Source organism: Labrys sedimenti (assembly GCF_034424805.1).
Taxonomy (GTDB): Bacteria; Pseudomonadota; Alphaproteobacteria; order Rhizobiales; family Labraceae; genus Labrys; species Labrys sedimenti.
Genome location: NZ_JAXOUF010000016.1, coordinates 70273 through 92021, shown reverse-complemented (window position 1 = coordinate 92021; position 21749 = coordinate 70273). Strand labels below are relative to the sequence as shown.

Sequence of the window (21749 nt, the reverse complement as noted above, 5' to 3'; positions counted from 1 at the left end):
GCGGGTGGGAGGCCACGGCCGGTGAAACGGCTCAGATCCTTGCTGAAATCGTTTCGTGAGCGTCCGACGATCGCGGCGGATTTCGATCCTGTCTTCTACGCCGCCCATCATCCCGATCTGCAGGAGCTGCGCAGTGCCGAGCGCCTGTGGGCCCACTATGTCGAGCATGGCCGGCGCGAAGGGCGGCCACCCAATCTCGGCGAGGCAATCGCGGAGTGGGAGCGGCGCTTCGGGCCGTTGCCGCCTGCCTTTGACGTCACGGCCTATCGCCTCCTCAATGAGGACCTCGCGCGCGCATACGTGCACGACCACCAGTTCATCCGGCATTTCCTCGAACATGGCAGGCAGGAAGGGCGGCCCTTCCTCGTCGACATGCCGATCGGCGGAACGAACGGCGTTCCCGGCGGCCCCTGGCCGGCTCTGTTCCGCACGCCCGAATTCACGGCCATGGCCCAGGATTGGCTGCCCTCGGGCGCCCCGTCACGCACCGAGGCGCTGCGCATCTTCGTGGAGCAAGGCATCGAGCGCCTGGCCCCGATCAGCTTCAAGCATGGCTTCGATCCGCAGTTCTATCGCCAGACCTACGAACTCACCGAGGCAACCGACGCAGCTGAGCTTTACCGGACCTGGCTCACCGAAGGCGTTTCGGCCGGCCGCGCGCCCAATGAAACCGCATTCCTGGAGCCCTATCTCGGAGGGCGCCGTTATCCCGCGGATTTCGCCTGGCAGGCCTATAGGGCGGGACTGCCACCGGCTGAAAGCGCCGGGATAGCCAATCGCGCCGGGGCCTTGGCGCATTTGTTCGAACGCGGTTTCGAGACAAACCGGGGCGTCGGCAACATCGCCGGTTTCGACCTCCTGGCGGCGATCGGCGACTTTCAACTCCGGCGAGGCCGCCTCGGGCTGGCGGCCCGAGCCTATGACCAGGCCGAGGCATACGATGCGGCGAGGTTCGACGGCTCACTGCTCTACCGGCGCGGCAAGGCCCGGCAGGCTCGATCTGCCGGCGAAGCCCTGTCCGACTTCCGCCAGGCAATCGCACGAGACGACCATCCCTGGGATGCCGTGCAGGCGGCGATCGCCTTGTTGATCGACGAGAAAACCTTCGAGGAGGCCCTGCGGGTCCTGCGCGAACAACGGGAACGCTGGAACGAGCGGGCCGACTTCCTCGCCTGCGTCCATCGCACCCTCCAGGCCTGGTTCGATCATGCCAGGGCCAGTGCGCTCGAACTCTACGCCCTCGGCAGGCGCAAGGAAGCCGACAGCCTGATCGAGGCCGCCCTAGCCGGCATTGAGGCGGCACTGGTCGTGCTCGACCGCCTGCCGCCCGCGCTGCCGCTCCCGGCCGAGGGCGCCGTCGTCATCCTGGCCAACCAGGAACTGCGCCAATGCCGGCACTACCGGGTGGAGCAGAAACTGCGCCAGTTCGAGCAGGCCGGCCTGCAGGCCGAGGCCTTCGAGGAGACACAAGCCGAGGCGTTCATTGCCGCTCTTGCCGGCGCCAAGGCCGCGCTCTTCTATCGGGTGACCGCCACGCCTGCCGTGCAACGGGCCATTCTTCATGCCCGCGCCCTTGGCCTTCCGACCTACTATGAGATCGATGATCTCCTGTTCGACGGCCGCTATTTCCCACCGGATCTCGCGACCTATGAGGGGCAGATCACACCGCACGAGCACCTTCACCTCCAGCTCGACGTACCGCTCCATCGCTTCGCCATGAGGCTGTGCGACACGGCAATCGCCTCCACCTCCGCGCTCGCCCGGCACATGCGACCGCTGGTTCGCCTGGGCAGGTCAGTGGTGCTGCCCAATGGGCTCGACGCGCGCAACGATGCCTTCCTCGCGCGCGGGCGCCAATTGCAGCCGGCCGATAAGCCGGTGACCTTGTTCTACGGCTCGGGCACCAAGGCGCATAATCTCGACTTCACCCGGGAGCTTGCTCCTGTCCTCCTCGACCTCCTGCGCGACTATCCGCAGTTGCGCCTTGTCGTCGCCGGCCATCTGCGGCTCGGGCCGGAATTCGCTATTCATGCCGGCCGGATCACCCGGGTCGGCTTCGTCGAGGATATCGGCGAATATTGGAGCGTATTGCAGGCCTGCGACATCAATCTCGCCGTGCTTTCGCCCGGGGAGAGCGCCGACTGCAAGAGCGAAATCAAATGGCTGGAGGCTGCGGCCTGCGCCATTCCCTCAGTGGTCAGCGCCACCGCCACCTATCGCGAGGCGCTCTCGCACGGCGTCGACGGCTTTCTGGCCGAGACTGGAGAGGACTGGCGCGATTGCCTGAAGGCTCTGATCGACTCCCCCGAGTTGCGGCTGGACATGGGGAACCAGGCCCGTGAGAAAGCCTGGCAGCGCTACGCTCTCGGCAGGGGCGCCGCAATTCTGGCCGAGACCTTCGCCCCTGCCGAATGCGAGAGCATCTCCCCGTCATCTTCGTCGTCATCGCCGCTCAAAATACTGGTCTGCAACGTCTTCTTCGCACCGCAAAGCCATGGCGGCGCTACCCGCGTGGTCGAGGACAATGTCGACCACTTCATCGATCATTGCCCGGATATCGAGGTCAGCGTCTTTGCCAGCGACGAGAGGCGCCAGCCTTACGAGACCTTGAGCTGTGACAGCTATAGAGACCGCCCGGTCTTCCGGATTTCCGCCCGGCCCAACCCTCTGAGGGACTGGCAGCCCTTCAACCCCAACCACGGCAGGCTATTCCGCCGAGTGCTCGATCGCGTCCGGCCGGACATCGTGCATTTCCATTGCATCCAGCGCCTGGGCGCCTCCATCGTCGAAGCCACGGAGCAGGCCGGAATTCCCTATCTCGTCACCCTCCACGATGGATGGTGGATCAGCGATTCCCAGTTCTTCATCGATCGCGATGGTATCCTGCGGCTGCCGGATCAGAACCCGTTCAATATCTGCCCGGTCGAGGGAGTCAGCCTGTCCCAATCGGTCGCGCGCCGCCAGGCGCTGGCCGCGCTGCTGGGCAAGGCTGCAGCGGTCCTCGCCGTCTCGCAACCCTTCGCCGCTCTTCATCGCGGTGCCGGCATCGCCGCGGCGGACGTGCTCGAAAATGGCGTGCCCGCGCTGGAACTCCATCCGCACCGCCCCAGAACGGACGGCCGTCTCGCCCTCGGGCATCTGGGCGGCCGCTCGATCCAGAAAGGTGCCATCCTTGTCGAGGCCGCCCTGCGCAAAGGCCGCTTCGAGCGGCTGGCCCTGACCATGATCGATCATGCACTCGCGCCGGATGAACATCTGTCCACTTGCTGGGGCGCCACGCCGGTTCTCCTGCGCGGCCCCTGCCCTCCGTCAAAGGTGGAGGCGCTCTATGCCGAGCTCGACGCGGTGCTGGCGCCATCGGTCTGGCCGGAGAGCTTCGGCCTGGTGGCCCGGGAAGCGGCCTCGCTGGGCCTGCGCGTGGTGGCCTCCGACAGGGGAGCGATCGGCGAATGCATCCGCCTGCCCGAGCAAGGCGCGGTCATCGACGTCTCCAGCGATGCGGCGCTCGCCGAGATCCTGGGTGCGATGAACGCCAATCCCGAGGCATGGCGGGCCGGCTCCCTTCCACCGCAAGGCCTGCTGCGCAGGGCGGCCGACCAGGGCCGTGAACTGGCGGATCTCTATCGTGCCATTGCGGCGCGCTGAACGCAGCCCAACGGCCCGTCTCAAGCCAGTCGGCGACGAATGACTCCCACCAGGCCGATACAGATGAACCAGGCCAGGATCGAACCCAGCAAGACCAGGCCGATACTGAGCCAGCGGCGCGGATAGCGGGGTTCCTCGGCCTCGGCCGGCATCTCCACGGTATGCAGATACAGCATCTTCCGTTCGCTGTAGATGCGCGCCATGTTCAGGCTGATCGAAGCCTGGGCATAGCGTTTTTCCGCGATCTTCTGCTCGAGATCGAGATTGGCGAAGAGGCTGAGCTTCTGGGACAGGGCACCGTTGTCGTCCTGCTGCTGCATCGTGGTGATGCGGTTCTGCACGCCCTTCACCTGCTCCTTGAGCGAGGCGATCCGCTGGGCGGCCAGGCGCATCTGGGGTGCATCGGCGGCGACATAGGCCGAACGGGTCGCATATTCCGACTGCATCATCAGCAATTGGCCCTCGAGCTGGGTCAGGAGCATGCCCAGATTCTTGCTCTCTTCCTTGATGTCGAAGACCCCTTGTGCGTTGCGGGCCTTCTCATAGGCGACGCGCGTGGTCTTGAGAGCTTCCCCGGCCAGTTGCAGATCCCGCTCCGAGGCCGAGACGGTGTCCTTGAACATGCGCTCGTTGAGCTGGTTGATCATCGCCTCGCACTGCTGGATCACCGCGGTCGCGATCGTCTTTGCATCCGCGGCACTGAACGCGCGCACGCGGAGCGTGACGATACCAGCCGGCATGGAGACCGCCGCCGAGGAGCGCCGCGTCCAATAAGCGGTGAATTTCTCGATCGGCAACGCCGGATTGAAGCGGGAGAAACGGTCGATCTTGTCCGAGCTGTAATATTTACGCAGATCGATGGAGTCCTGCAGCTTGGCCACCAGGGCCTGGCTCTCTGCATAGGACACCACGATCATCGTATCCTGCACGATCGCCATCGGCGGCAGGCCGGTGGCCGAGCCGAGATCGTCCATCTTGGGCAGGGCACCGCTGGAGACCGTGAATTTGGCGATCGATTCATACTGGTCGGAGGCGATGAAGCCGAAATAGGCTATCGAAGCGATATTCGGCAGAACCACGACAAGGACGAGCAGAACGAGGCGAATGATGCGCTCGCGCGCCCGGCGGCGCAGACCCTGCGCCCCGTAGAAGGCCTGTTTCGACCGGCTGGAGAAACGGGCACGACGCGAGGCATCGGACAGCGCCTTGGAAACGGACCGCGCGCGTTCGATCGACCTGCTTTGCCGATCGTCGATTTCAGTCTGGATATCGTTCATCGATCCGTCAGCGGTTCAAGCGGTTATACATGGCAATGGCATCGGGCACGTTCGGGTACATGGTCAGCCGGCCATCCGCCAGGACGCCGCCTCGGTCGCAAAAGGTCGAGATCGTCCCCATCGAATGAGAGACCACGATGAGGCCGGCATTCTTGCGCCGCTCGTCGAAGGCCTGGCGGCAGCGCAGCTGGAACTTGGCATCGCCAACGGCGATGATCTCGTCGATGAGATAGACGTCGAACTCGATCGCCATCGACAGGGCGAAGGCAAGACGGGCTGCCATGCCGGAAGAATAGGTCTTGATGGGCACGTCGAGATAGTCGCCGAGTTCGGAGAAATCCTCGACGAAGCGGGCTGCCTTGGCGATGTCGGCGCCATAGGCCCTGGCGACGAAATGCACGTTCTCGCGGCCCGACATGGCGGGATGAAAGCCGCCTCCAAAGCCGATCGGCCAGGATATGCGGACGGATCGGCGGATCTTGCCGCCATTGGGCATCTCCGTCCCGGCAATGAGCCGCAACAGGGTGGATTTTCCTGCCCCGTTCACGCCCATGAGGCCGTAGGCGTAGGAGGTGTCGAAGATCATCGAAACGCGGTCGAGAATCATCTTTCGATGTTTCTCGACCTTGTAGTACTTGGTCACATTGCTGAGTTGAATCATGTCGACCGAAGAACTGCCATCCAGGATTGACGCCCCATCCCTCGCGGACGACGCCACCATATCAGGTTCACGCCCAATTCACTATTCAAATGGCCGGACATCGGCATCACCGTGACCGATGGAGGGCAGGCAGGACATGTGACAAAGCTTCCCTATACCTGTCCTCATTGTGCTCTGATTGGAGCCTGTCGCAGCAGCCTTGCCGGAGATGCTGCCACAACTCTTCGGAACGATAGAGCCGGACGATCGCAGCGGCGAAGCCCTCCGTGTCATCCACGGGTACGGCCAGCACTTCCCGCTCGTTGCTCCAGCCAAGCTGTCCAAGAAGCAGGTCGGTGATCACGGTGGGAACACCGAACGAGGCCGCTTCATAGACCTTGTAGGGTGTCCCGGCAGCAAAGCGCGTCGGTGCGATGGCAATGCGGCAGGCATCGTAGATCGGAGCGAGATCGGCCACGGGCCCGTGCCAGGTGACCCGGCTATGCGACAGGAAACGGTCGAGAGCCAGGCCCGGGGCGACATGCCCCACCAGGTTGAGCCGGGTTTCCCAGCCGAGCTCCGCCTCGACGCGCGGCAGGATTTCCTCGATGAACCAGTTCAATGAATCGTAGTTGGGCGTATTCTCGGCATAGAGGCTGCCGACGAAGACGAGGCCGGCCCGATCCTGGAAGCTGCGAGGGGTCGGGGTGACGGGCCGGTAGGTTCCCACCACCCTGGCATGGGGGAAACCGAACTTGTGCAGCACGGCTGCTTCGGACGGGCTGACCGTGACGATCTCCTGGCAGAAATGGCCGTGCTCGAATTCCCGGGCCATGGCCTCGCCAAGATCGAAGGGCCTGTTTTCACGCTTTGCCTGCAGCTCCTCCCGCAGCGAGAAGACCGCCTCCGTATCAAGGACAACGCTCGTCTTGTTCGGGTTAAGATTGAGATCTTCAAGATATCTATAAAGAAAATTCAGATTGTGAGCACGACAAATCCAGATACAATCGAAATAATTCTTTCGATCATTGATAAATTTATTGAAATCATGATGATTGAGGTCGTGAACGATCTCGATGCTATCAGGAAAATCCGCATAGATTTCGGCAATCGGCGCTGCAGTCCCATGAACCGGGAATACCGTCACCTGATAGCCCATCCCCGCCATCACCCGGATGAGATCGTTGCTGCGGACCGCACCGGCTCCCAGGCTGCGCAGCGGAATATAGTCCTCGACATAGAGGATCTTCGGTTGGGTCTTGCCGGCAAAACGCGCCTCCAGCAGGGCTTCCGGCGTGTTCGGAAAACGATGCTTCAACGCCTGCAAATGTTTGGCGTGGAAGGCCTTCTGGTTCTTGTGCATCAGTCCGAACGCCGCGCCGGAGTCGCGCGAACTGCCATATTCGTAGTGGTAGACCACCACATTGGGGTCATAGACGACGCGGTAGCCTTCCTTCCACACCTGCAGGCAAAGGTCTGCGTCTTCATAATAGGCCGGGGCGAATTGCGGATCGAAGCCACCGATCTGCGCAATCAGATCGGCGCGCGCCATCAGGAAGACCCCGGAGACGAAATCGACGTCGCGCACGAAATTCGCTTCCGGGCTGAGCGGCGCCCAATCCCGCATATAGCCGTTGGTCTTGCCGTCCCGCCAGATGATGCAGCCGGCCTCCTGCAGCTTTTCATTGGTACGGATCACCTTCGCGCCGACCACGCCGATCTGCGCATCAGCCTCCAGACGCGCCATGGCGGCGGCGATCGCCCCGGTGGACAGCCTCACATCATTGTTCAGGAACAGGATGGCGGGAGCATTCGCATGCAGCAATGCGCTGTTGCAGGCATGGATGAAACCGACATTGGTCTCGAAGCGCAGATGGACCATGCCCCTGACATAGCGCTGGATCTGCTTGACCTCGTCGGTCGAGCCCGAGTCGACCAGGATGAGCTGGATCCCGCCGGCGTAGTTGTCCCGTAGCGACGCCAGTGTCATCAGGGTCATGGCCAGGTGGTTGTGCACCACCACGATGACGCTGACATCGGCGCGGCCGTCGACGGTGAAATCGATCGGCCGGCGCGCATGCTGGGGAGCCATGTTCTCGGCATGGCTGAGAAACAGGGCGCGGGCCTGCTTCTCCGGCACGTCGATCGGGGCGCCGGTCGGTGCGAAGGGCAGCCCCTTCAGGAGACCGACGGTGAGGAGATGGGCGAAAGGATCGACGACCTTGGCCAGTTCGGCATTGACCACCACGCTGGAACGGCGGGCCCAGTAATATTGCAGATTGATGTAGTTGGTCGGGTTGCGCAGCTCGTGTTGGCCATAGCGCAGGAAATGCAGATAGGCGTTGCGGAACCACTTGCCCCGGCCGATGACCTTTTCAATGTCGCTATAGCGTTCGATATAGAAGCGCTCGCGGAAATATTCGAGCGGATCGAAGTCCGACGGATCCGGGTTCGACAGATAGTGATGCAGAGCCCCTTTGAACTGCTGCTCCGCGACGGCCTGCTCGACCTCGGGATAATGCAGAAAATACCATGCGGCATCGAAATAGGGCGAGGTGGGGACATCGCCCCTGCCCTCGTCGATCCAGGCCAGATAGTGCTGAAACGCGCCCATGCCGTTCGGAACGGGCTGGCCGACAATGTCGGCCATGTGCCGACGATAGATTTGCGGCGAGAACAGCAGATGGGCTTGCCGTCCCTCCTGGGCGCCTCTTTTCAGGTAATGGTCATAGAGATTGGCAAAGCCGCCCTTAATCAGGGCGGCATCGGTCAAATCCGCGTAGAGCTGGCGATAGAAACCCGGTTCGAACAGCCAGTGTGCGGAGCGCTCGTTGCGCCCGCTCTGGCAATAATGCTCGAAACCGCAGGTGATCCGCCCCTCGGCGATCGCCTGCGCAACCTGCTCATGCTCGGAAACGTAGAAAGCCTCGTCGAAATAACGATTGGGCGAGTGCCCGAGCTTCATGCCCTGGGTGAGATAGAACTCCAGGGGATCCGCCTCGTCGGCGGCAATGGGATAGGTTCGCCGATACCAGTCCGGGTCGAACCGGCCCCATAGCGGCCCGCCTCCGCCGGCCGAACCCGTGAGCGTGTCCAGAACCACCCCTTCCAACGCCTGCCACTCCCCAAAAATCCGACAGCGCCTGAGAAACGCATCCCGGAAAAACGACCTTCTTCTACAACTCTTTGTTTCGGCTTATCTTTGTGGCTTCGAGCGATGTCATCGGGCGCAAAGATCAAGCTTCATCTGGTGCCACTTCCCTTGGTGTTGCCGAAATCGGCAAAGAAGGTCTTGCGCTTGCCCCTCAACCAGTCGCGATCCTCCTGGCTGGCATCCTCGTCTTCGACGAAGTCGCCGGTCATGAAGTAGGGCCAGGGCTCCTGTTCGGGCGGGCGCTTGAGAATGTCGCGATAGATCGCGATCAGGTCGCGCGCCTGGTCCGCGGCGGTGCGGGGCTTGACGGCCAGGGCCGGCGGCGAAGCGAGATAGCGCTCGGGGGAAGCATTGATCTCTTCGAGCGTACTCAACAAAGGTTCGATCGTGGCGACGTCGAGCACCCAGCCATTGACGCCATGCTCGATGCCTTCTCCGATCGCCCCGCGGTCGGAGGCGATCACCCAAAGGCCGGCGGACGTGGCTTCGCGCGAGACCAGGCCGAAGCTTTCGGGCCAGACCGAGGGCACCAGCAGGACGTCCTGCTGCGCGTATAGCGTGTGCATGTCTTCCTGCTTGGTCTTGCCGACGAAGCGGACCAGCGTCTCGCCCCAGCGCGTTTCCAGGGCCGGCCCGCCGAAGCGCTGATGATCGACGATCGTCAGTTCGAGATTGGCAAAGCGCCCCTGCTTGAAGGCGGCCTGCACGAGGTGGAAGCCCTTGTGATGGGTTTCGCCGCTGACCTGGACCAGGCGCACCTTGCCATTGGGGGAGCGGGTCTTCCTCACGCGTTCCATCGCCGGCACGCCATTGGGCACCGAGCGCGCTACGGGGTAGCCGGCGCGATGCATGATCTGGGTGAATGCATCCGAGACCCCCAGGATGGCGGCCGAACGTTCGAGCAGGATGCGCAGGCGACGGCGACGTTCGAGCGAGCGCCCGATCGATTTGCCGAAAGGAGGCCTGGAAGGCAGCGCCTCCTCCGGCTCGACCGGCGCCCCGGTGATATCGGTGAGGAAATTATAGTCCGACACCCACCAGCCGTCATGGACGGTGTTGATATAGGGCACGCCTGCCCGGATGCAGGCGGTCATCAGTGAGGCACTCCCCCGCTGCGGAGAGTGGATATGCACCAGGTCCGGCCGCCAGAACTCCAGCACGCGGGCAAAGAGCTAGCCATAGCGCTCGTTGAAGGGGCGCCATTCCTGGATGTCCTCGATCGGGGAATTGGCCCGGAAGACCGGGATGCCCTTATAGTTCTCGACCCGCAGCTGGTAGGGTTTGCGGTTGTCGTTGTCCGACGTCATCACCGCAAAATCGCATTCGGTGGCGAAGTTCGAGCCGATGAAGCTGTCGATATTGTCCCTGATGACGCGGGTCGAGCCACCGATGGTCTGGGGCGGAAAGAAGATGTTGAAGAACAGGATGCGCTTCTTGCGCCGGGAAAGCTGCAGCCGGGTGTCGCTGCGATTGAAGGCCGGCGCCAGCAACTCCTTGAAACGTTCGGCATTGCGCTCCAGGCTGTAGAAGCTCACGGCCTTGGCGCGCGCCGCCTCGGCCATGGCCTGGCGGCGTTCGGGCGAGCGGATCAGGGCCTCGAGCGCGGTTTCCCACTCCTCGGGCGTACGCGCGAGAAAGGCGTCGACACCGTCTTCGAGCACTTCCTCATAGCGATGGGTGGCGCTGACCACCGAAGGCACGCTGAAGGCGGCAGCCTCCAGCCACTTGATCTCGCTCTTGCCGTTGGTGGTCGGCGCCGGCACGAGCACCGCCATGTTGATGTCGGCTTCGGCCAGCAAGGACCAATAGGACTGCACATCCTTGGTCCATTCGAGCTGGGTGATGCGCTCGCGCACCGCATCGAAACGTTCATCGAGGGACAGATAGCCCACCACCATCAGGCGCACATTCGGGTGGCGTTCCATCAGGTTCAGCAACGGTCCGCCGACGAGCTCGAGGAAGTCGCTGTTATGCGCCTTGGTGCCCGAGCCGTAGAACAGCACGACGTCGTCGTTGCGCCGCACCCGCGGAATGCGCTGCTGGAAATGGTCGGCGTCATGGCTGTCGATGCCGTTGGGCAGCACGAAGCAGCGGCCGGTTCGCACCAGCTTTTCCATATAGCCGGCGAGCAGGGTCGTGGAGGCGATGCCATAGTCGCACATCGCAAGCGCCGCCCGGAACAGCGGTACTCCCATCTGCAGCGAATGATAGAAGCTCTTGCTGACCGAGGCGCCATAGGTCTCGATCGGCTCGGGATAGTGGGTGCCGTCGAAGATCAGGTCGTCGATGTCGTAATAGCTGGGGATGCCGAGCGCCCGGCAGATCGAGATCGCCCGGATGTTCGACGGCAAGGCCGGCAGGCGATAGAAGATGGCGGCGCTGGCCCCCGGCATGGCCGTGATGAAGTCATCCACCTCCGCCTGGGTGTAGACTTCCAGCTTGAGGCCGGCCACCTTGGCGATCTCGATCTTCTGGGTCACGCGATATTGCGTGCATTGCCGCAGATCGACATTGGCCAGCATGACGACGCGCTGATCGGGCGTTGCCGGCAGCGGTGGGCCGGGTGGATCAAAGGTATTCCACCAGCTTGCGATGTCGGCGACCACCTTGGTCATGACATCGTCCGCTTCCTGGCGGCGCTCCTTGGCATAGAGTTCCTCGGCCGCGATCCAGGCTTCCCGGAATGCGGCATCGATGGTCTGGCGCAGCGCCTCGCGCCACCGAATGTCGCCGCCGGAAGCCGTCCTGGTCTGGAGAAGGACCTCCACCGCCTGTTCGGGCTCGCGCAGCTTCAAGGCAGCCTCGATCGCCTTGACGGCGGTCTGGACCTGGATCGAGCCTGCGTCGATGGCCTGGCGATAGAGAGGCAGCGCCTCCTCCCACTTTTCCCGCGCGGCCAGGCAATCGGCCCAGCGCTCCCGTTCCACCGGCCCAAGCGGGCTCTTGCTGTCGAGGAAGGCATAGAGGCTGGCCGCGCGGTCGGGATTGCGCACCTTCAGGGCGCCTGCCAGGGCCAGCAGGAAGTCCCGGCCGCCGCTCGGCCCGAGCGGAATCTCGTGGGCCGGGATCGCGTCATTGACGGTGAGATGATAGAGCAGGTCCCAGCGATGCTTGGGCGTCACACCAGGGCGGTTGCCATAGGCCCGCCAGTCGAACCCGGCCGGATATTCGAGCAAGGCAAGGCCGTGCAGCTTGAGATGTTCGGCGGCATTGCCGGGCACCTTGGCTTTCAGGCCGGTAAACAGCCAATATTGATAGAGTTCGGCCGGCGTCTTGCCGGCCTGCGCCGGATTGGCATCGGCAAAGTAAACCGGATCGAAGGCGTGCACGAAGGAGATCGGCGCCAGGCGCTCGAAGCCTTCGCGGATCATCGCCTGCAAGGCCTCCTGCTTGTTGGCGGCCTCCCCGACCCAGCGCGAGTTCAGGAGGTTGAACTCCTCTAGATTGAGGAAACGTAGCCAATATCCGTCCTGCAGTCCCTCGCTCTGCGCGAGCTGGTCCAGCGTTCCGACCGCACCGGCCGGCTTGCCGACGGATTGGTAGTGTTCCAGCAGGGCGTCGTTCGGGATCTGAATGCCCTTGAAATAGAGGGCGCGGTAGAGATCGGCATCGAACTGGTAGGGAACCCGCCCTTCCTTGCGGCCATGCAGCAGGAAATGCCTGGCGGCCGCATAGGACGAACCGAGGGAGGAGAGGTCGGAATAGCGCTCGATATATTCCTTCCAGTCGAACAGCTCCGGCAACTTGCCATGCTCGGCTTCGAGCTCGGCAATGTAGTGGCCGATGCCCCTCTCGCTATAGAGACGACCTTCCGCCGCCCCATGGCTTGCATAGTGTTTTTCGGCCCTGGCCTGCGAGAAGGATTGCAGATCGGTGTGCGAGCTGACGTAGACCTGCCAGTCGAAATCGCTCGGTAGATTGAGGTCCGGATTGGCCTGATGCCCTGACGACGCGAAAGAAGGCATCTTCTTGATCGGTGCCAATTTTGTCCAGAAACGAGAGCTCTTGCCCATACTACACCGGTATTCAAACACGCTTTTGGTTCCGATCGCGGCGGCAGGTCAGTATCGGTCCTGCATCCACGCCTCGGGCGGTCGAGACGCCCCACCCAACGGGGAGGCTTAGCCAAACGGCAAAACAATCATCCCTGGGCTTCAAGCTCCTGATAGGTACCTTCATCGATACGTCGAACACATTACTATCTGTTGACGATCGACGTCGCCATGACAATTACATCTTGGTCCAGCACGACATGCATTTTGTGGATATAGTGCCACGGGACATCACGCGGGCGGAAAAAGACTGCAGGCGATTCGTTTCCTGCCTGTTGTCCCCTTCCGGCTGGTGATCTTCATCGGTCCAGCAGTAAATATCGCGCAATTTCACGAACCAGATCGTCCGGAAGAATCTGCTGGTGAGGAACGCTGCCCGTCATGAATACAGCAATGAACGCATTATTCCGGTAATTCCACCTTGTCTTTCGAAAACTTTTGCCAGCCACGAACGCTCCGCTACGCCGCCGCGTTTCCGCCCGCCAAACCATCAGCGGTACTGCCGCCCTCGCCTGGATCGACCCGATAGGCTGACAGTTTCGTGTGAAGGTGGATCTCGATCAGATCCGGCGCAGAGCCATCGTAATCCAGCAGATCGGCAGGAAGCTGAGCGTCGCCGTTCGACCAGCGCCACATCACCTCCCCCTCGCGTTCGCAGGCGTAAAATCCGTGTTCCAGCCTGGGGTGGTCGAGCGCGATCTCGCGAAGGCCATGCTTGCCGCGCAGGCAGATGCGCCCGACCGCCACGCCGAGCACACGCTCATCCTCCTCCACAGGTTCGACCTGGCCGGATCGCGAGACGAGCCGCGCCTGCCTGAAGTCCGGCGGCACGACAAAGGTATGAATGGCGCCTTCGATCGAGACCGGCCGGCATTCACGTTGATCGAACCAGAGGCGCAGGGCCGGATCACCCACCATCCTGTGATCCGCCGTTTCGGCCGGAGGCAAGGAATCCAGCATGTCCTTACCCTTCATGCCCCGGAAGTGACGGGAGACAGGCCAGAGGGCCGGGGCGAATATGACGGCTTCGCGAAACTGACCGACACCAGGCAATCCCTTCCAAGGTTAGGAGCCAACCCGTCGCCCGCAGGCGGCGTCGACGCAGCGGCAAGAATACCTATTTTGACTCTATATAATTCTACTTTTGGCTAATCCAGTCCATTTCCGGAATGGTGGCGCGACGCCCGGGGGACGCTCTGCCCGGTCGCCATTGCAAGGCTGCAGCATTCTCCGCAGGGGCCGGCAGATTTTCAGCCAAGAAACCATTCAAAAACAAGAAGCCCGGAACAAGAAGCCCGGCACCAGGATCGAGACGAGGAGATTGCATCTCGCCCAGGCGCGGACGCCTCATCCATCATCCGGTTCGCGCTGATTCGTCTGGCGTTCCAGCCATTTCTGCGCGCTCAGCTTCCGGCTCGGGCTGAGCATGCGATAGAGCGCGATGAGATCGGCCTCGTCGGGCGACAGGGTGGTCTCGATACGCTCCTCGGCGAGTCCGTTCAGCAACGTGTCTTCGCCGACCCCCAGGGCCTGACAGAGCGCTGTCAGATGTTTGTTGATGCTGCCCTCTCGCCCGGTTTCCCAGAAGGCGACCGCCGCCCGCGAAACCTCGACCGCATCGGCAAGCTGCTGCTGGGTCATGCCGGCGGCCTGCCGCAAGGCCCGGATCCGCTTTCCGAGTTCGGCGCTGGGCGAAACCTTCTGCCCGGCCTCGGCATCCTGATCGGTCAATTCGGCGCTGTTGTCGGCAATCCAGCGCCGGAACGCACTGCGGGAGGCCTCCTGCGGCACATCATCGGCCGATTGCGACGCCAGGCGATAGAGCACCTTGCCCTTGAAGACGTCGACGACGATTCGCTGGGAATCCCCGCGACCGGAAGACATCCAAACCTGGCCAGGCTGCAGGATCGTGGCGTAGCGCATGCCCCTGAAAAGCATGTCGGCCAGCCCTGTTCAAGGGCTGGCTGATTCTTGTCGTCGATATTGTCAGCCGTTCAGCGCAGCATCCGCGGCGGCGTCAGCCTCGACCACATAGGGTCCGGCAGCCACGATCTGCAGCCCCAGCATGGCGATCGCATTGGGCGCGCGCTCGCCGAGCGGCAGCACGGCATCGCCATCCGTCCAGCGGCGAGCTCCTTCCGGTACCGACCAGCCGCGCAGCGTGCGGGAGGTCAGATGGGTGTCGATCTCGCGGCGGACATTGCCGTCCTGCAGCGTGACGGCACCGACCAGCACGCCGAGGAAACGGCGGTCATCGACATAGGGCCCGATCGTGTCGGCCGGACGGCTGGCGCGCGAGACGATGCGCACCGACCGCACATTCGAGGGGATCATGAACAGGGCCATGCCATCGGCTTCGCGAGCCTGGCGGATGACCCGGCCGCTCTCGGTGACCAGGTGCAGATCGGCTTCGCGGGTCAGTTCGACCGGCTGCGACTGCACCGGATCGTTGCGCAGGGCCGCCCGGGCCTCGATGGCGCGGAAGATCGGCTCCACGAAGGCGCGCTCGACGCAGAGCGGCGCCGCGGCATCGACCGACCAGTCCTTGGCCTTGCCGGGGAACGGCACCACGCCGTGCTGGGCCACGAAGTTCTTGCGATTGCCCGTGTCGAGATAGCTCTCGGAGAGCATGCCGTTGGCATGGATGATGCCATGCTGGGCCAGCTCGACATGGTAGTAGGTGTAGGTCTGGAAGGAGCGGTCATAGAAGATGCTCCGGCCATTGACCAGCATGCGGATCGGCACCAGCTTGCCTTCGAAGAAGAAGCTGTGCTCGGCCGTGACCAGCAGATCCTGATAGGGCACGCCTTCGGCGATCGCATCCTTGAGGATGCGGACGGGGTAGCCGCCCATGTCCATGGGATACACCGGGTTGCTCAAGACATGGCCCGAGCCGATCCAGGTCACGGGACGCAGTTCATCCTTACCATCGATGGAAACGAAGATCTCATCGCCGACCTGGATCTTCTCGATGGCGACTTCACCGGTGGCCGTGCGGATGAGCGTGCCGGCGAGGAAGCAGACCACGGCCTGGTCGGTGATGGTCAGGGTGGTGCCATTGCTGCCAACGGTCAGCGGCCCCGGATCGCCAGGCGTATAGGTGCCGGTGTTGAGCGTCTGGCCGGCGATATTGGCTTGCGCGATGATGTTGCCGTTGGCATCGCGGACCACGATGCTCTGCCCATTGCCTGTATTTGAAATCTGATAGGTGGCTGCCGCAGCCGAGGTGTTCTGGAACGACAGATGGTTCAGGCCGTTATTCGTCGCAAAGCCGTTGATGGTGGTGCTGGACAGATCGATCAGCGCGCCGCCGCCGTTGACGGTAAAGGTACCGCCACCAGGACCATAATTGATAGTGGAACTCGTCAGCACATTGGCAAGGTTGTTGCCATTGCTGAAGCTGCCGCCATCCGTCAGATTGACCGTCGTACCGCTCAACGCATTGGCCACAATACCGTTGGCCATCGTAGCGCTGCCACCATCGACATTAACCACAAGACCGCTGAGTGCATTGGCGCCCGAATTGATCGTGGCCGTTCCGCCAACATAGATCGTGTTGGGCGTCAAGGTCGCCAGGCTGACGACGATGTTAACCTGCCCCGTTACGCCGGGGACCACCGCATAGGTACCACCAAGAAGCGCATTAACAATACTGGTCGTGCCACCGTTGGTCGTAACAATATTACCAGTCGGTACACCGTTTACGGTAGAACTTCCGCTTGCGCCACCCGAAATACTTATGTTCGACGTTCCCAAAAAGGGATCGCTTACCGTATAGCTGACATTGCCACTATTTGGCCCGTAGGTTGTAGGCATTCATTCCTCCTGCATCCGTCGGAATTCCGGCCTGTCCCCCACAGCCACCCGTACTTCCGATGAGGTATCGCGTACGCCTTTTGAAATAGCATAAAAAGTTTGTTTTCTGCAAACATAAATTCGGCAATGCCGACATATCGCGTGACGATGCGCAAACCGTGTTTCTTCGGCCCTGTCAGCCACCGCCTGCAACCGCCGCCTTGACCTGCGAGTAGATGTCGAGGTCGGCCTCGAGCAGCACCTCGGTCTCGGGTAATCTGCGCAGCCGCTCGGCCAGGGCCTGCACGGGCGGCAACAGGGGCGCGATCTGTACGGCGCCCTGGGGCATGCGCATGATCTGTTCGAGGTCTTCGGCGAAGACATGCGGCCGTTCGCGTATGCCGAGGACCCCGGCCGTGGCAAGATTGGCAAGCGCCGTCGCCACGGCGCCGCGCGGCAACAGGGCGTCGAAGCTTTCGGCGGCGAGCTGGCGCGCAAGCGGATTGGACAGGATTGAAATCACCGGGCCCGGCATCTCGGCGAAGGCCTTGGTCAGTCCCTCCTCGTCCGTCTCGAGATCGGCAACGAAATCGATCGCGGGCTTGAAGACGGAAAGATCGCGCTGGCCCAGCAGGGCGTCACCATATTTGGGCACCAGCTTGAGGGCCATCAGCCGCTCGGCCAGTTCGTAATAGGGATCGTGCAGCAGGGTTACCCAGGTAAAGCGCTCATGAATCAAGGCATCATATTGCCTCAGCGTGAGCCGCCCGCTGACATAGAGCGAGGTGGTGTTCAACAAATGAAAGATCTGGGTCGCCGTCTCGCTTCCCAGCCGCTCGATACCCCGGTGGAAATAGTTGAAATGTTGCTTGAGCGCCGCATCGAGCCCCCAAAGCGGGAATAGATGCGTCTCCAGCCGGAACAAGCGGTTGGGCAAGCCGGGAGCGTCCAGATTGCGGCGATAGATCAGGATGCCGCTTTCCTCGTCCACCACCTCGACATAGCGCATGGCGCCGAGGCCGGGGACATTGGCATCGTTGAGCAGGAAGCCGCACAGGCCGTTGAGGTGGCGCCCCGCCGCGACCAGGGCCGGGCGCGGCTCGCTGCAGCGGATGCGGGCGGCTACCTGTCCGTCAACGAGGACATGCAGGATCGGCGTCTTCTCGAAGTCGTCCGGGACGACATAGCCGGTGATCTCACCGCCCTCGTCGGATTCGATGTTGAACAGCATGGCCTCGCCCGATTCCCAACCTGATCTCTAGGCCGCTCGGGCCTCACCAAAGGAGCGACTCTTCCTCCAATACGCGCAGGAGATATTTGCCGTAGCTGCTGTTCTCGACCTTCCTGGCGAGGTGGCGCAGTTGATCGGCGTCGATCCAGCCGCTGGAAAAGGCGATCTCTTCCGGGCAGGCCAGGCGCACGCCCTGTCGGTGCTCGAGCACGCGCACGAATTCGGCGGCCTGCAGCAGGCTGTCGGGCGTGCCGGTGTCGAGCCAGGCATAGCCCCGCCGCATGCGCTCCACATGCAGGCCGCCCCGCTCCATATAAATGCGGTTGACGTCGGTGATCTCATATTCGCCGCGCGCCGAGGGCTTGATGGTCCGGGCGATGTCGACCACTTCGGCATCGTAGAAATACAGCCCCGTCACCGCCCAATTGGATTTGGGCTGCCTGGGCTTCTCCTCGATCGAGGTCGCCACCGCGTTCTCGTCGAAACCGACCACGCCATAGCGTTCGGGATCGGTGACGTGATAGGCGAACACGGTGGCCCCCTCCCGCCGGGAGACGGCCGAGCGCATCAGGCCGGGCAGGCCGGCGCCATAGAACAGATTGTCGCCCAGGATGAGCGCCGAAGGCTCGCCCGCCACGAAATCGGCCCCGATGACGAAGGCCTGGGCCAGGCCGTCCGGGCGCGGCTGCTCGGCATAGCTGAGCTTCAGGCCCCATTGCGTGCCGTCGCCGAGCATCTTGCGGAACAGCGGCAGGTCATGCGGGGTGGAGATCAGCAGGATTTCGCGAATGCCCGCCTGCATGAAGGTGCTCAGCGGGTAATAGATCATCGGCTTGTCGTAGATCGGCAGCAACTGCTTGGAGGTGATGCTGGTCATCGGATAGAGCCGGGTGCCACTGCCGCCGGCCAGTATGATACCGCGCATTCTCAATAACTTCCTTGATCAAAAAACAACACCACGGGCGGCCGATTGCGAAGGCCGTTAGGACGAAGCAAGAGGAGAAACGAGAGAGGATGAGCCAGCGCCGGCACGCCCCGCCTGCAGGCGCGATACGCAGTCGCCGATCGAGGCGCGCCAATCGGGCAAGGCAATACCGTAGCGTTCCCGCAGCCTGGCCGTGTCCAGCCTTGAATCGGCAGGACGGCGAGCCGGCGTGGGATAGTCCTTGGTCTCGATCCGCCTGACGCGGGCCGAAGGACCACCTGAAGAGGCAGACGCCGCAAACACCGCCTCGGCGAGATCGGCCCAGCTCGCCTCACCGCCGCCGGCAACATGAAATACGCCGAACAAGGGCGAGGCGGCCGCCTTTTCCTCGACCACCTTTCGGGCGATCCGCAACAGCGTCTCGGCGAGATCGAGGGCATAGGTCGGGCAGCCGAACTGGTCGGAGACGACGCCGACCTCGTCGCGTTCGCCGGCGAGCCGCAACATCGTCTTCACGAAATTCTGGCCATGGGGCGAATAGACCCATGAGGTGCGGCAGATCACATGGCGGGGATTGGCGGCGGCAACGCGCACTTCGCCTTCATGCTTGGACGCACCGTAGGCGCCGAGCGGACAGACCCGATCCTCCTCACGATAGGGATGGCGTGCGGTGCCGTCGAAGACATAATCGGTCGAGACATGCACGATCGGCACGCCGAGCCGTTGCGCGGCCTCCGCGACGAGCCCCGCGCCGACGGCGTTGACCGCATGGGCCTTCTCCGGTTCGCTCTCGGCCCGGTCGACCGCCGTATAGGCGGCGGCATTGATGATTGCATCCGCCTCGGAGGCGAGGAGCGCCGCCGGAATGCTCGCCGGCACGACCAGATCGAGCTCAGGCCGGCCGAGACAGACGATATCCACGCCCAAGGACGCGCCAACGGCCTGCAGGGAGCGAGCCAGTTGCCCTTCCCTGCCCGTCACCACAATACGCATCGCGAAACCTCCTGGATCCGGATGACCGGCAGGCTCAGGCGCTGACGAGCCCCAGCCGTTCGCCGGCATAGACCCCCGAGCGGATCGGGCGCCACCACCAATCATTGTCGAGATACCACTGCACCGTATGCCGGATGCCGGATTCGAAGGTCTCGAGGGCACGCCAGCCCAGCTCCGTCTCGAGTTTGCCGGCGTCGATCGCATAGCGCTGGTCATGCCCCGGACGGTCCGGCACGAAGGCGATCAGATCCCGCCGCGGACGCGAACCACCGACGAGCCCGTCCAGGACGTCGCAGATGGTCTCGACGACGCTCAGATTGCTGCGCTCGCTGCGCCCACCGACATTATAGGTCTCTCCCGGCCGGCCCGTCCGCACGATCGACCACAGGGCACGGGCGTGGTCTTCCACGAAAAGCCAGTCCCGCACATTGCTGCCATCGCCATAGACCGGCAGAGTGCGCCCCTCCAGCGCGTTCAGGATGACGAGCGGGATGAGCTTTTCAGGAAAATGATACGGACCGTAATTGTTCGAGCAGTTGGAGATCAGCACCGGCAGGCCATAGGTGCGCATCCAGGCCCGGGCCAGGTGGTCGGACGCCGCCTTGCTGGCCGAATAGGGCGAGCTCGGATCGTAGCGGGTGGTCTCAGTGAAGAGACCGTCACTGCCGAGCGAGCCATAGACCTCGTCGGTGGAGACGTGCAGGAAGCGGAACGCGTCGCGCTCCCGACCCGAAAGCGTACGCCAATAGGCGCGCGCCGCCTCCAGCAAGGTATAGGTCCCCACGATATTGGTCTGGATGAAATCGTCGGCTCCGACGATCGAGCGGTCGACATGGCTCTCGGCGGCCAGATGCATCACCGCATTCGGGCGAAAAGTCATCATGACCGCGTCCAGCTTCAGCCTGTCGGTGATGTCGCCCCGCATGAAACGATAATTTCGTGAGCCGGCTATCGAGCGCAGGGAATGGGGATTGCCTGCATAGGTCAGCTTGTCGAAGTTGAGCACCTCGACATCCCCCTCGCCCACCAGCAGGCGCACCACGGCCGAACCGATGAAGCCTGCACCGCCTGTCACCAGAACACGCATCATGCGACACCTTCCTGTTCGGAGCTGTAATGAAATTGAGCCGGCAAGTCTTTCAGGAGCGGCAACCCCTGATCCTTGACAGAAAGCACGGGCTCCTGTGCCGGCACGGGCCATTCGATGCCGATCGCGGGGTCATTCCACAGAATACCGCCATCGTCGTCGGGGCTGTAGTAATTGGTGACCTTGTAGGCCACCAGCGTATCCGGCTCCAACGTGCAATAGCCATGGGCGAAACCGACGGGCACCCACAGCTGATCGCCGTCGACCCCGTCGAGACGCGCCGAGACATGTCTGCCATAGGTCGGCGAGCCCTGGCGGATATCGACGGCCACGTCGAATATCGCACCGCGAATGACGCGGATCAGCTTGCCCTGTGCCATCGGCGAACGCTGGAAATGCAAGCCTCGCAGCGTGCCGGCGGCGCCGGACAGGGCCTCGTTGTCCTGAACGAATTCTACTTCGGCAACATGCTGGCAAAACCCGCGCGCACTAAACACTTCCGAGAAGTAGCCACGGGCATCACCAAAACGTCGAGGGCGAACTCGCACGACTTCGGGGATGGCTAGGCGCTCGACAATCATCATACTAGCACTCACCAGAACTTTAAATGATGTATTTGATACAAGACATTCATGTCAAGTCTATATTTTACATCAAAATGAACAATATAGTATAAAACTCAATTCTCGATAATCTACGTCACGGACAAGACAATAAGAATTGAAATCAAGTACAATTTACATCGAATTTTAGTATATATTGCATAAAACAGAAGTCTTTTAGAGGTAAAATACTGCTTCCAAATGAAAAATATACAAATAAAAACTAAAATTATCCTGGCAATACCGGGGGGTTTTTATAACAAACCTATTGTGCCGCTACAGCAACGGCGCAAGTAAGTTTATTCGTGCCGCGAAATAATATGCCAACCTCAGCTTAATTTCAGAAAT

At 62.3% G+C, this 21749-nt stretch carries 14 protein-coding genes; 1 reads left to right on the top strand and 13 read right to left on the bottom strand.

What is annotated here, in order from left to right:
* Positions 1 to 21: 21 nt before the first annotated feature.
* A complete protein-coding gene (locus tag U1R88_RS28230) occupies positions 22 to 3645 on the top strand; it encodes a glycosyltransferase (RefSeq protein ID WP_322434255.1) in 3624 nt (1207 codons plus the stop codon).
* Positions 3646 to 3665: 20 nt separating this feature from the next.
* On the opposite strand, the gene U1R88_RS28225 is transcribed toward U1R88_RS28230, so the two are convergent.
* The 13 genes from U1R88_RS28225 to rfbC all read right to left on the bottom strand — a co-directional run bounded on the left by U1R88_RS28225 (position 3666) and on the right by rfbC (position 21380).
* Complete coding sequence (locus U1R88_RS28225; RefSeq protein WP_068293302.1) at positions 3666 to 4922, bottom strand: KpsE/RkpR family capsule polysaccharide export protein; 1257 nt, start codon at positions 4920 to 4922, stop codon at positions 3666 to 3668.
* A 7-nt stretch (positions 4923 to 4929) separates the two neighbouring features.
* Positions 4930 to 5583 carry an ABC transporter ATP-binding protein gene (locus tag U1R88_RS28220; protein ID WP_311933010.1) on the bottom strand — a complete coding sequence of 218 codons (654 nt, stop codon included), beginning with the start codon at positions 5581 to 5583 and terminating at the stop codon, positions 4930 to 4932.
* A gap of 106 nt (positions 5584 to 5689) precedes the next feature.
* Positions 5690 to 8665, bottom strand: a complete 2976-nt coding sequence (locus U1R88_RS28215) for a glycosyltransferase (protein ID WP_322434269.1) — start codon at positions 8663 to 8665, stop codon at positions 5690 to 5692.
* Between the two features lie 140 nt (positions 8666 to 8805).
* Positions 8806 to 9876, bottom strand: a complete 1071-nt coding sequence (locus U1R88_RS28210; RefSeq protein WP_322434254.1) for a glycosyltransferase — start codon at positions 9874 to 9876, stop codon at positions 8806 to 8808.
* A 12-nt stretch (positions 9877 to 9888) separates the two neighbouring features.
* A complete protein-coding gene (locus U1R88_RS28205; protein WP_322434253.1) occupies positions 9889 to 12681 on the bottom strand; it encodes a glycosyltransferase family protein in 2793 nt (930 codons plus the stop codon).
* 546 nt (positions 12682 to 13227) lie between these two features.
* The gene (locus U1R88_RS28200) at positions 13228 to 13728 is read right to left on the bottom strand and encodes a hypothetical protein (RefSeq protein WP_068293310.1); all 501 of its coding nucleotides are present in this window, start codon (positions 13726 to 13728) and stop codon (positions 13228 to 13230) included.
* A gap of 387 nt (positions 13729 to 14115) precedes the next feature.
* Positions 14116 to 14706, bottom strand: coding sequence for a helix-turn-helix domain-containing protein (locus U1R88_RS28195; RefSeq protein WP_322434252.1), 591 nt, complete (start codon positions 14704 to 14706; stop codon positions 14116 to 14118).
* 48 nt (positions 14707 to 14754) lie between these two features.
* A complete protein-coding gene (locus U1R88_RS28190) occupies positions 14755 to 16386 on the bottom strand; it encodes a Hint domain-containing protein (protein WP_322434251.1) in 1632 nt (543 codons plus the stop codon).
* Positions 16387 to 16759: 373 nt separating this feature from the next.
* Complete coding sequence (locus tag U1R88_RS28185; RefSeq protein ID WP_322434250.1) at positions 16760 to 17794, bottom strand: hypothetical protein; 1035 nt, start codon at positions 17792 to 17794, stop codon at positions 16760 to 16762.
* A 43-nt stretch (positions 17795 to 17837) separates the two neighbouring features.
* Positions 17838 to 18719, bottom strand: coding sequence for a glucose-1-phosphate thymidylyltransferase RfbA (gene rfbA / locus U1R88_RS28180; RefSeq protein WP_425545491.1), 882 nt, complete (start codon positions 18717 to 18719; stop codon positions 17838 to 17840).
* Positions 18720 to 18776: 57 nt separating this feature from the next.
* Positions 18777 to 19712, bottom strand: coding sequence for a dTDP-4-dehydrorhamnose reductase (rfbD, locus tag U1R88_RS28175; protein WP_322434248.1), 936 nt, complete (start codon positions 19710 to 19712; stop codon positions 18777 to 18779).
* 34 nt (positions 19713 to 19746) lie between these two features.
* Positions 19747 to 20799: a dTDP-glucose 4,6-dehydratase gene (rfbB, locus tag U1R88_RS28170; protein ID WP_322434268.1), complete on the bottom strand. Its 1053-nt coding sequence runs from the start codon at positions 20797 to 20799 to the stop codon at positions 19747 to 19749.
* On the bottom strand, positions 20799 to 21380 hold the full coding sequence (gene rfbC, locus U1R88_RS28165) for a dTDP-4-dehydrorhamnose 3,5-epimerase (RefSeq protein WP_322434267.1): 582 nt from the start codon (positions 21378 to 21380) through the stop codon (positions 20799 to 20801). The genes rfbB and rfbC overlap by 1 nt, the downstream gene beginning before the upstream one ends.
* Positions 21381 to 21749: the final 369 nt, after the last annotated feature.